We start from the raw sequence: 13,688 nt of genomic DNA on the forward strand, positions 1-13,688 counted from the left end.
AATCCGATGAGTAAAAGGCTTGAAATCGAAAAAGTGGCCAATTTAACGCCTTTGCAGGAGGGGATGCTCTTTCATACAGTGATAGAGCCGGAATCACAAGCGTACTATGAGCAAGTACGAATGACCATCCGGGGTGAACTGAACCTGGAGGCTCTGCAAAAGAGCTTCGAGACTCTGGTGCAGCGTCACGAAACGCTTCGTTCGAATATTTATCATAAAAGTGCTTCCCGTTCGCGGCTCATCGTGTTTAAGGAGCGAAATCCAAGGCTTCGTTACGAGAATCTGACGAATATTCCCGAGGCAGAGCAAGCAAAGGCCATTCGCAGCTACGCAGACGCAGACCGAAACCATCGTTACGATCTGAGTAAGGATTTGCTCATTCGTCTGGCTGTGCTTCAAACCCAAACGAACGCATATACGCTGCTTTTAAGCTTTCATCATATTATTATGGACGGCTGGTGCCTCGGCATCGTTATGGACGAGCTGTTCGCGGCTTATGAAGCGCTGAAAGCGGGTAAGACCGTACAACTGCCAACACCGCAGCCCTATACTGGCTATGCCCGCTGGCTGGATAAGCAGGATAAGGAGGCGGCGAAGGAATACTGGCGGTCCATCCTGAACGGCTATGATCAGCCAGCCGTGCTGCCAACCCTGCCAATAGCCCATCCGCTCCAGCCAGATACCGGGTACTTGCTGCATGAGCATAAAATAACACTCACGGATGAAACAACCCGTCAATTGCGGACGGTGGCTGAACGCAACGGAACAACCCTTAGCAGTCTGTTTCTGGCTGCATGGGGAGTGGTGCTTGGAGGATACAACCAAAGTGAAGACGTCGTCTTCGGCACCGTTGTTTCCGGCCGACCGCCGGAACTTGAAGGTGTTGAACAGATGTTGGGACTTTTCATTAACACAATACCGGTACGAATCAAATTGGATGCAGATCTGCCATTCTCAGGTCTGCTTCGTGAAGTGCAGCGCAGCGTGGTTCAATCACGGGCGTATGACTATTTTTCACTCGCTGAAATACAGTCCCAGTCAGCGCTCAAGCAGCAACTCATGGATCATTTTGTTGTATTTGAAAACTACCCGCTGGAGGATATGGTTGGCCGGCCTGATCTGAAGGAACGGCTTGGATTCGTCATGGAGGACGCCCAGCTGTCCGAAGAAACACCTTACCACTTCAACATCGAAGTGGAGGACGGAAAAGCGCTGAGCTTTATGCTGTCCTACAACAACCATGTCTACAGCGATGAAGGGATGACACGGTTAGCCGGGCATTTGGAGCATGTACTCGTCCAGATTGCACGTACATCAGAACTCCTGCTGCGGAACATTCGTCTGCTGACCGCTACAGAAGAGGCGGAACTCACCAATGTATGGAGCGGACCGATTGCCGACTATCCTACCGGAACATTTCATGGAATATTTGAGGCACAGGCAGAACGTATCCCGGAACAGACCGCTATCATCTACGAAGATACTGCATTGACCTATCATGAGCTGAATGAGCAGGCCAATCTGCTTGCTCAAGCATTACAAAACCGCGGGGTCCAACGCGAACATCTCGTCGCCGTGATGCTTGAGCGTTCAGCAGACATGATTATCGCTGTGTTAGGGATTATGAAGGCGGGAGCTGCCTACGTACCTGTCGATCCGACCTACCCGAAAGAAAGAATTGCTTACATGCTTCAGGACAGCGGAGCTACGATTATGCTCACGCAGTCTTCCTTGACTGAACTATTGGCCGATGTGGATTTTGCGAGTGAAGTGCTGGACTTGCCAGCGTTACTTCAACAAGCTTCACAAGCGGAGCATTCCCATCAACAAGCGCCTATCTACGCACCTATTTATGATCCTGAGGCTTTGGCCTACGTCATTTACACATCGGGAACGACGGGCAACGCCAAAGGCGTGATGATCGAGCATCGCCATTACGTAAATACGGCGTGGGGCTATAGAGAAGCTCACCAGTTAAAAGAGTTTCCCGTCAAGCTCCTTCAGATTGCCAGTATGTCGTTCGATGTCTTTGCCGGTGATCTGGCCAAGACATTCGTGAACGGAGGCACCATGGTCATTTGTCCACAGGATGTGCGCAACGATCCTCCAGCTTTGGCCCAGTTTCTCGAACAGCACGAAATTACGACGTTTGAAGTTCCGCCAGCCTTGTTGACGTTGCTTATGGCCTACGTATATGAACACGGTACAGATGTCAGTGCCATGAAGCTGCTTACTACAGGCGCGGACAGCTTTGGCGTTGAAAACTACCGGACGCTTTTGAATCACTTCGGCGATACGATGCGCATCATGAATACCTACGGTGTAACCGAAGCGGCTATTGATTCCAGCTTTTATGAAGAAACAGCTGAACGTCTGCCTCCGTCAGGTATCGTCCCGATTGGAAAGGCACTGCCGAATCATAAAGTATATATCGTGGATGAGGCTTTGCGTCCGCTCCCTGTCGGCGTAGCCGGGGAGTTGTGCTTGGGCGGCGCTTCTGTGGCCCGCGGTTATTTGAACCGTCCTGACCTGACGGCGGAGAAATTTGTACCGAATCCTTTTGTAAAGGGAGAGCGTCTGTACCGCACCGGAGATCTGGCACGCTGGCTGCCGGATGGCAACATTGATTTCATCGGTCGGATTGACTTTCAGGTGAAAATTCGTGGCTACCGGATCGAACCTGGTGAAATTGAGTCGGCCTTACTCCAATTGGATGAGGTACGCCAAGCGGTGGTCACGGATAGAACGGATAAAACCGGACAAAAGTATTTGTGCGCCTACGTAGCAGGTACAACCGACAAATCCTTCTTGCGGACAGAGCTTGCCAAGCAGTTGCCAAGCTATATGGTGCCCGCACATATTATCGTGCTGGATCAATTGCCTTTGACCCATAACGGTAAAATTGATCGACGTGCGCTTCCAGAACCCGAAGATTTTGTGTTGACCGACGTCGAGTATGAAGCGCCGCAGAGCGAACTGGAGCAAACACTCGCTTCCATCTGGGAGGAAGTCATTGGTGTTAAGCCGATTGGTCTGCGCAACAACTTTTTCGAGCTTGGTGGTGATTCGATCAAAGCGTTGCAAATCGCAGCCCGATTGAACGCGAAGGGCCTCAAAATGGACATGAAGGATTTGTTCCGCCATCCGCAGATTGATTTGATTGCTCCTTATATAAAAAAAGTAATTCGGACCATCCCGCAGGGGGCGGTACAAGGTACAGTGGAGTTGACACCGATCCAATGGGAATTTTTTGAGCATCATCGAACAGAACGTCATCATTACAGTCAGGCTGTCATGCTTAAGAACCCCGAAAGATGGAACGAAACCTTGCTGCGAAGCGCCGTGGACAAGCTGACCACGCACCATGATGCCTTGCGCATTACCTTTGATGAACGTGAAAAAAAACCTGTCGCCTATAACAGAGGCACAGCCGAAGGTGAACACTTTACATTGGAAAGCTACGATTTTTCACATGCTGACCAGCCTGAGGAAGAAATCGCGCAGCTCACTGACGCGTTACAAAGCCGTTTTGATTTGCGTAACGGCCCGCTTGTGCGTTTGGCTTTAATCCGGCTACAGGAATCCGATCATTTGTTAATCGTCATTCATCATCTTGTCGTAGACAGTGTGTCGTGGAGAATCCTGCTGGAAGACTTGGAAACAACCTACCAACAGTTAGCTAACGGTGAAAAGCTACAGTTACCCGCCAAGACCGATTCCTACAAAGAATGGGCAACACGTCTGTCCAAGTATGCGCAAAGCGAACTGGCGCGTCAGGAAATCAGCTATTGGAATACGGTAGAAGCTCGTGAAATACTTTCGCTACCAAAAGATCATGAGGTTCCAGATAGCCTGATCCGTGACGGGCGCAGATCCGCAGTGACACTCAGCCGGGAAGAAACCGAAAACCTGCTGAAACACGCGCACCATGCTTACAATACAGAAACAAATGATATTTTACTGACGGCGCTAGGACTGGCTTACCGGGAATGGAGCGGACATGCTGAAATTGCAGTTCAGGTGGAAAGTCATAGCAGGATGGAATTGATTAAAGACATTGACGTATCCCGTACAGTTGGCAGGTTTACGTCCGTGTATCCGTTTGTGGTAAATGTGAGCAAGCCCGAAGATTTGGCCCATCAAATCAAGCTGGTTAAGGACAATTTGCGACGTGTACCCAACAAGGGTGTCGGCTATGGCATTTTACGCTACTTGACCGACAGGGAGCAGCAGGATAGGGCAGCTCTTTTTTCTGCCAAGCCACCTGAGATCAGCTTTAGCTTTGACGGAGAAGCCAGAGAAGGTACGACATGGCGTACCTCGCCACTATCCACGTTTGCTGGTACTGAAATCAACCCTCTGACTGAAAAAGCGTCCAGCTTTGATATTCATGGTGCGGTGACTGACGAAAGACTCCGCATTGTATTCGAATACAACGGACGTGAATATGAAGCATCGACGGTGGAGCGACTTACAGCCAGCTTTAAGACTCATCTGATCGAACTTATTCGCCATTGCTGTGCCAAGGATACAGCAGAACAAAGCCCGACGGATTTTACATATGGGCAATTGTCTCTGGACCAGTTTGAAAATATTGCAAATCGCTTATCAAATAAGGTGTTAAACCACCAAGTGAAAATTAAAGACCTCTATCCGCTATCCCCGATGCAGGAGGGAATGCTATTTCATTCCATACTTGATGAAAAGTCAGAGGCTTATTTCGAACAAACGATTATTACCATTCATGAAGCTATGGATACCAACCTAATCAGCCGAAGCTTACAAAAGCTGATTGAGCGATATGATATTTTCCGTACGGTATTCATGTATAAGGAGATGGATCGTCCGCTTCAGGGTGTACTGGAGGAACGATTAGCTGCTCCTGTCCATACCGAAGATGTGCGTAGTCTACCGGATGCGGAAAAGCACAGACGACTTCAAGCCATTTTACAGGAAGAGCGGCAGAGAGGTTTTGATCTGGAAAAGGGGGTTCTCATCCGGTTAGCGCTTGTACAGTGGGATGAGGACACCTCAAAGCTCATCTGGATCTCTCATCATATTATTATGGACGGCTGGTGCCTGCGGACGGTAGCCAAAGATTTTTTTGATATTTACACATCACTTCGGGACGATACTCCTTTAAAATTAGAGCCTGTCCATCCATTTAGCAGCTTTATTCAGTGGTTGGAAAGACAAAATAAAGAGGAAGCAGCAGCATACTGGAAACAATATGTGACTGATTTTGAAAATGAAACCGTCGTGCCCGGCTATACTCGATCCGTCGATCCTTCGTTTCAGGCAGAGCAACTCATATGCACATGGGGAGAGCAGCTGACCCAAGGCATGGAACAAATCGCCAAACAAAACCGTGTCACCGTCAGCACCTTATTTCAAACCGTTTGGGGCTTATTACTACAAACGTACAACAACAGTAAGGACGTCATTTTCGGGTCTGTCGTATCGGGCAGACCTGATGAAATCCCCGGTATTGAAAATATGGTCGGATTATTCATTAATACCATACCTGTACGTGTTAAAAGCTCCGCTGACCTGCGGTTTTCCGACTTGCTTACGTCTATACAGGATTCCTTGATGGAGTCCAATCGGTATTCCTATTTTTCCTTGGCTGATATTCAAGCCCATAGTGTACTAAAACAAAATCTGATCCAGCATATTGTCGCCTTTGAAAACTTTCCCGTTTCGGAAGAACTTACGGGCCTGGAAAAAAATCCTAAATCCCTCCGTGTTGGTGAAATAGAGGATATTGAACAGACCAATTATGATTTGAATGTAATCGTCATGCCTGGCCGAGAGCTGGAAATCAAATTTAGCTATAACGCGCTGACGTATAACAAAAATGCGATCAAACAATTGGCTGCTCACCTCATCCAAATGATGGAGCAAGTTATTCAAAACCCAAATATCCGGGTTTCGGAGATTGATCTTTTGACAGCGGAGGAAAAACAGCAGCTCTTGTTTGATTTTAATGATACACGGAGACCGTATCCATCGGACCACACCATACATCACGGCTTTGAATTACAGGCAGAGAAAACACCGGATGCAGTAGCTATTGTATTTGAAAATCGTGAGCTAACTTACCGCGAGTTAAATAAAAAAGCTAATCAACTGGCTTCGAAGCTGCGGAAACTGGGTGTTACGCCGGATACCATCGTAGGCATTTTGACTGAACGTTCACCAGAAATGATTATCGGTATTCTTGGTATTTTGAAGGCGGGTGGAGCCTACTTGCCACTGGAGCCTTCTTATCCACTGGAACGGATTATGTTTATGCTTCAGGATAGCGGTAGCGAAATTCTGCTAACCCTATCCAACAAGGGAAAACAGATGAACACTTTCGATTTTTCCGGTACTGTTCTGGATCTGGCCGACATCAGCTCCTACGACTCCGACGACTTCATTTTTTCCGAATCGACAACGGCAGACGATCTGGCCTATGTCATGTATACATCCGGCTCGACCGGGCGTCCCAAGGGTGTCATGATTGAACACCGGAATGTCATACGGCTGGTGAAGAACACCAATTACATGCCATTTGCCGAGAACGAGCGCATTTTGCTGACCGGGGCGCTCGTGTTCGATGCCTGTACCTTTGAAATTTGGGGAGCTTTGCTGAACGGATTGCGCTTGTACATTGTACCGGAATCCGTAATCTTGGATGCTGTTCAGCTTGGTGAAGCGCTGAATCGATATCATATTACAACGATGTGGCTGACATCGCCCTTGTTTAACCAACTCACTCAGCATAAACCAGATCTCTTTGCTTCGCTAGAGCACTTGCTGGTGGGCGGGGATGTGCTTTTACCTGGGATCATTAATACAGTGAGAGCACATTCTCCGGGGCTGAACATTATCAACGTCTATGGCCCGACGGAAAACACAACATTTTCTACTTATTTCCCGATTGATAAGGAATATAATCGCATTCCTATTGGTCGTCCAATTGGAAATTCAACTGTTTATATTTTGGACTCTTCAAGCAGGCTGCTGCCTATTGGTGCTCAAGGAGAAATATGTGTTGGCGGGGATGGTCTGGCACGTGGCTATCTGAACAGGGATGATCTGACCCAGCTAAATTTTGTCCCTAATCCATTCATTCCGGGCGAAAAAATGTATCGGACAGGTGATTTGGGCAGATGGCTACCGGATGGCAATCTTGAGTATCTCGGACGGATAGACCAGCAGGTTAAAATCCGCGGATATCGTATTGAGCCTGGGGAAATTGAAACCCAGCTCATGAGGCATGATGCAGTTCAGGAGGTGCACGTAGCCGTAAAAAGCACAAACGATGGTCAAAAAACGCTCTGTGCTTATATCTCAACCGACGTACCGCTATCTAAGAGTGATATGAAGACCCATTTGACTGGCCAGTTGCCGGATTATATGATTCCTGCCCAGTATGTGTTCCTGCCAGCGTTTCCTCTGACAACGAACGGTAAAATCGACCGCCAAGCATTGCCTGAGCCAGAAATGACCAGCGGTTCCGATATGGAATACGTTGCTCCAAGAAATGAAGTGGAACAACAGTTGGCGGACCTGTGGCAAGCAGTGCTTGGCGTTGAAAAGGTCGGCATTGACGACGGCTTTTTCGAGCTTGGAGGTCATTCATTGAAGGCCATTCAACTGGTATCCAAAGTACAGGAATCGAACATTCCGCTGGATATACATCAATTGCTTCAATATCAGACGATAAGAAGCTTGTCTGATCTTTTACAACGTGGTGAAGAGGGCGGAGTAAACGCGGATACGCTCATTGCGAAAGCTCAGGAGGTTGAGCGGGCTATTACAGAAGCGTTTGGTGTACAGGTCTTGCTTCAGTCCGTATCCACCGATAAGCAAAACTATTTGTTCCTGCAAGTAGAGCCTTTTTGTGTAGAACAAGTTCAGGCAATCTCTGAATTTATCCAATCTTATATCCATCCAGACCTGCACCCGCATTATATCGTTCGCTGGGGAACCGACGAACCAGATAGAATTCTCGGAGCTACACCGATACACGAAGAACAAGAAACCTTACTTAAACAACAGGCCGATGTATGGCTTGCCAGCATTGCTGAGTTAAATACAGAGTGGAATACCAATATACTAAGTCTGAATGCTATTGGGCGCTATCCGCTTGCACCAGCTCAGCATTACCATTTGCAACATTTTACAGGTTCGGGTATGGCTGTGCAGTTAGATAGCTACTTGGACACCGAGCGTTTGACCGTAACAATTCAGCGGCTTATTCAACGCCATGAATTGCTAAGAAGCGTACTTGTTCAATCGTCCGGAGCATGGGAATGGGAGTTGCGTCCAGTTCCAGAGCATCTTTCTTTACCGACTGTTGATCTCTCGGATCAGCCGGTACAAGCACAACGCAGGCTTCTTTCTTCCATTGCCTCTAACCTATTTTTAGAACCTTATGAACTTGCACAGTCGCTGCAGTACCGGATCGTCCTGATTCGCTTAAATTTGCGGGAACATCTGCTATTGCTCCCTTGCTCGCACATCATTTTTGATGCTACGAGCAGTGACATCCTGCGGAGACAACTCCTTGATGAATATCATCGTCCGCAGCAGACGGCACATGCGACAGAAGAGGTGCAATACGGGGAATATGTAAACCATATCCGCCAAGGCCCTCAAGGAATCGGGGATCAGGAAATCAGCGAGCAATTCAAACTCCAGACGTTTGGTGAGAATAATGATCGTATCCATGTGCTGACCGAAGAACGCAACTATGCGGACACTACCAGATATCGTTGGGAGCTGAATTTAAGCGACATTTCAGAGCAGCACAGCGCTGCGAATATGTGGGATATTTCGCTTCAAATGGCTGTACGTTTTTTCAGCAGCTATTTCCAACTCTCTGATGTTCCGCTTTGGCTTACTAATTATGGAAGACAATATGGCGACCGAAACTATTTTGGAACCGTAGGCGAGTGTATTGATCATATACCCGTTGTACTGCAGGAAGATGACACTGAATCCTATGAAAAGAGTATCCATACCCACCTGGGCTTTGCTTCACGCTATCATTTGAACTTTTTCAATCTGATCTTCAATGCTGAAATGGAGAAAGCTTACCCGGTATCCAGCAGCATTTTGAAAAAAGGACTTGAACAGCTGCCTATCGTATTCAACTATTTGGGTGAGGGACGAGAGGATGCAGAATTGCTCGACAATCTGCATACCGAAGGCACACAGGCCAATGTCAACAAGGTTATTTTCTTTGAGTCAGAGCATGTAGGGGATATTCTGAAAATCTCACTTACCATTCCATATCATGAGAACGACCAGTATATCCATCAAATCTTCCAGACTGCTAGTGACAGGCTCTTGAATGCTTTGACCATTTTGCAGTAAGGAGATGAAGATGTGAATCTATTGTTTAAGGATAGCCGTTTTATCCGTTTTTTTGCATCTCGTACTTCTGCCAATATCGCAGACAGCATTTATTCTATCGTCCTGCTGTATTTTGTTCAGCAATCGACACAGTCGGTGGCGATGACCAGCTTCACGTATACGGCCGTATCTGCGGCGTCGATTTTTAGCTTTCTCGTAGGTCCTTTGGTGGACCGTTATTCACCGCCTTTGTTAGCCAGCATCGCCTTGTTTACGCAGGCTGTGCTCATTTTGGCCGTCCCGTTTCTCATTCAGAACGGGATGGTCAATCTGGTCGCTATCCTTGTTATTGTATTCATTGCATCCTGCTTCTCCACACTCTTTTATCCGGCCAACAATAAAATGCTGCCGCAATTGGTAGGCTCGCCGGATTTGATTGTCCGGGCGAATTCCATGATTTCGTCGACGGATCAGGTTATTAATATCGCCGGATATCTGGCTGGAGCCTCGCTCATCATCGCAATGGGGATGAAAAATACGTTTTTTCTAGCCAGTGCGATGCTGTTTCTGTCAGGCTTTGTGTACGTCAGGCTCAACAAGCAAATTGATTCTCCTGCGGTGGAAGACACTAACGGTAGGGGTTCACTGAAGCTGGGGTACTATCTGAAGGAGTTGAAAGAAGGGTATCTTTTTGTAAAACAGCACACCTTCCTGAGAATCATGCTTCCATTTTTTGCGCTGACGAACTTTTCGATGGCGATCTTGGTCATTGCCATGCCTTCCATCGCTGTATCCTATGGCTCACCGATCTATTACAGCTTGCTCTATGTAGCCTATTTTATCGGTATTTTTATCGGTTCCTTTCTGGTCAGTGTACTGAAAAAGAACGGCATTACCATCGCGGTTTCCTGGGTAGCTATGGGGCTGGCAATCTATGTGTTTTCCATTGTGCCGGAGATGTGGATGAAGCTGCTGGCAGCTCTGTTATTAGGCGTTTTTACAGGCATCATCAATGTACTGCAAACGTCTTTGATTCAAATTATTACACCGCTGCCGTTACTGGGACGTGTTACAGCCTTTCTTAACACCTTGTCGAGCGCGGCTCTGCCATTAGGGGCCTTGATTGGAGGGGCGTTAGCTTTACGGTTTGCTCTGAGTGAGGTCCTTTTTTTCAGCGGACTGATTACTGGATTGTGCGGATTGGTTATGTTCCTGGTCAAGGATATTCGCCAGTTTGAGATTCCATCAGAGGAGATTGGAGGAGTAGCCCCTTTCCACAATTCATAAGCCACGCATGCAAAATGTCAGGTCCTCATCACAGGGTCTGGCATTTTTAGTATGTCTGGCTTCGCCACGTTTAGGCTGACTATTTTGGCGCTGGTGTTGGAGCGCCGTTTATGGTTATCATAGACGAAGATATCATTCGTAGTTTACATTCACATATTAAAGGAGATATATAATGGCCGAGCCCTTAAAAAATATGTACACGGAGAATTTTCTTCAACTATTCGGTGAAAAAGTACAGTCTGCGTACATGCCGTTCGATACCAACGGATTCATCCATCAAGTGATGGATGAAAAATGGGATGAGCTGGAGCTAAAAGAACGAATACGGCGTATTTCGTTTACATTAGGGGCATTTTTGCCCAGCAATTATGGAGAAGCTCTGGATATTCTTTTTGCTATAGACGAGCATTGCAGTGGTTTTCCGTATTTGTTTTTCCCCGATTTTGTGGAGGTGTATGGGCAGGGAGAAGAGCATTGGGACCTGTCCATGAAGGCACTGGAGCGCTTCACATCTAAATCCTCTGCGGAGTTTGCCGTGAGACCCTTCCTCCTGCGTGAACCAGAACGGATGATGCAGCAGATGACGACCTGGGCGGGACACCAAAGTGAACACGTTCGCCGTCTTGCCAGCGAAGGTTGCCGTCCACGGCTACCCTGGGGACAGGCATTGCCTGTGTTTAAGCGCAATCCTGCTCCAGTATTGACCATATTGGAATTACTGAAGGCCGATCCATCACTATATGTACGTAAAAGTGTAGCCAACAACCTGAACGATATTGCCAAGGATCATCCTGATGTGGTCATTGCTACGGCTCAACGGTGGAAAGGGACACATCCTGACACCGACTGGATTGTGCGTCATGGCTGTCGAACCTTGATTCGCAAATCCATCCCCGAAGTGATGGCAATGTTTGGCTATGCGGATGAAACAGACGGGGCGCCGTTAGTCACTGAAGCCTCTTTCAGCACAGACCCTGCCTTGTTAAGGCTCGGTGATAACTGTGAGTTGAGCTACGCGCTTCAGCTTCGAGAAGGTGACCCAGTACGAGTCCGTATCGAGTACGGCATCGATTTTGTGAAGGCGAGAGGACAAGTCTCACGTAAACTGTTTTTGCTATCTGACAAAACGGTCCCCGGAGGAACCCGTCTTACAGGTACACGGACACACCGCTTTGCAGACCTGACAACTCGTCGCCATTATGCGGGAGCGCACCGGATTGCGCTACTCGTAAACGGGCAGGAAGCAGCTTTTACAATGGTAGAACTCCAGTTGTAGAATCACGATAGCGGTGAAGAAAATGAGCCTGAAATCAGGCTCTTTATTTTTATCGTTCGCTTTACCAAATTTATTTTTTTCCAAAAAAATGATTCTGGTATTAGAACCTGGTACTAAGACGTGTTATACTACAGTAAGAAAGTGGATCTCATCTTATGTATAAAGGGGAAGGTATAATTTGACAGATCAACAACAATGGCTTGCGCCTGAATATTACAATATGACTTCGGAAATGGAACACCATGATACTGGTAAAACTGCACTCAAGTGGCTGAGTGAGACAGGAGAATACGAAGAAATCACCTACGGAGAGCTGTTGAAAAAGGCTAACCGGCTGGCTGGAGGACTCGCAAATCTGGGATTTAACAAAGGTGACAGGGTTCTGGTCGTAGTACCACGGCGTATTATTGCGTATGTAATTTATCTGGCCTGCTTGAAGCTGGGGCTTGCTGTCATTCCATCTTCAGAAATGCTACGTGCCAAGGATATTGCATATCGTCTTCGCCATTCGGAAGCGCGTGCAGTCATTGCCTGGACGGGAGTAACAAGCGAAGTGGACAAAATAAATGATGATTTGCCTGCTCTGGATTATCGTATCGTGGTCTCCGGGGACGACACGGCAGATGTATCTGGCTGGCTCGTGCTGAATGAACTGATGGATGGACAGGGAGATACTTTTGAAGCTGTAAAGACACACCGTGACGACATGGCCATTCTGGCCTATACATCGGGCACCACGGGAAATCCTAAAGGTGTTGTACATAGCCATGGCTGGGGATATGCTCATCTGCGGATAACATCACCATGGTTGGATATTCGAGCTTCAGACGTAGTATGGGCTACAGCTGCACCAGGATGGCAAAAGTGGATTTGGAGTCCGTTTTTATCCGTACTGGGGAATGGAGCGACGGGATTCGTATATAATGGTCCGTTTCGTCCGGGTCGCTATTTGCAGTTCATGCAGCAGTACGGAATCCAAGTGTTGTGCTGTACGCCGACAGAATACCGGATTATGGCGAAAACGGATGGTTTGGATCAATATGATCTATCCCAATTGCGCAGCGCAGTTTCTGCGGGAGAGCCTCTCAATCAGGAGGTCATTAATAAGTTTCAGGAGCAGTTCAACATTACGATTCGTGACGGCTACGGTCAAACAGAGAGCACATTAATTATTGGTAATTTAAAGGATGCACCTCTGCGTACAGGCTCAATGGGCAAATCTATTGCACCGGGACTCGTTGAGGTCGTAGACGAGGATGGCATTCCGCTGGCTCCGGGGCAAGTGGGCGATATTGCGGTACGCGCTGATCTGCCGGCATTATTCCATACGTATTACCATGATCCAGAACGCAAATTAGCTAGTGTCCACGGAGATTATTTTGTTACGGGAGACCGGGCTCGCAAAGATGAGGATGGATATTTCTGGTTCGAAGGACGTGGGGATGATATCATTATCAGTTCTGGCTATACCATTGGTCCTTTTGAAGTAGAGGAAGCGCTTATGAAGCATGACTCCGTGCAGGAATGTGCTGCCGTAGCCAGCCCTGACGAAATCCGTGGACATGTTGTAAAGGCTTTTGTCGTACTCAAAGCTGGAGTAGAAGGATCACCAGCGTTAGTGAAGGAACTGCAACATCATGTGAAAACATGGACGGCGCCTTATAAATATCCACGAAAAATAGAGTTTATTCAAGAGCTTCCTAAAACTAGCTCGGGCAAAATACGAAGAGTGGAGCTGCGTGAAATGGAGAAGCAATCCGTACTGTAGTGATGAAAT

4 protein-coding genes are annotated in these 13,688 nt (G+C 47.5%); all 4 read left to right on the plus strand.

Going from position 1 to position 13,688, the window contains the following annotated elements:
* Positions 1–6 precede the first annotated feature (6 nt).
* The 4 genes from MHI21_RS12570 to MHI21_RS12585 all read left to right on the plus strand — a co-directional run bounded on the left by MHI21_RS12570 (position 7) and on the right by MHI21_RS12585 (position 13,679).
* The gene (locus MHI21_RS12570) at positions 7–9,369 is read left to right on the plus strand and encodes an amino acid adenylation domain-containing protein (protein ID WP_342420128.1); all 9,363 of its coding nucleotides are present in this window, start codon (positions 7–9) and stop codon (positions 9,367–9,369) included.
* Positions 9,370–9,381: 12 nt separating this feature from the next.
* The gene (locus tag MHI21_RS12575; RefSeq protein ID WP_342420129.1) at positions 9,382–10,635 is read left to right on the plus strand and encodes an MFS transporter; all 1,254 of its coding nucleotides are present in this window, start codon (positions 9,382–9,384) and stop codon (positions 10,633–10,635) included.
* A 172-nt stretch (positions 10,636–10,807) separates the two neighbouring features.
* Positions 10,808–11,911 (plus strand): hypothetical protein, encoded by a 1,104-nt coding sequence (locus tag MHI21_RS12580; RefSeq protein WP_342420130.1) that lies wholly within the window; start codon positions 10,808–10,810, stop codon positions 11,909–11,911.
* A 178-nt stretch (positions 11,912–12,089) separates the two neighbouring features.
* On the plus strand, positions 12,090–13,679 hold the full coding sequence (locus tag MHI21_RS12585; RefSeq protein ID WP_165179652.1) for an acyl--CoA ligase: 1,590 nt from the start codon (positions 12,090–12,092) through the stop codon (positions 13,677–13,679).
* Positions 13,680–13,688 lie beyond the last annotated feature (9 nt).

Origin of the sequence: Paenibacillus sp. FSL H8-0168, assembly GCF_038592955.1 — a bacterium.
Lineage (GTDB): Bacteria > Bacillota > Bacilli > Paenibacillales > Paenibacillaceae > Paenibacillus > Paenibacillus polymyxa_B.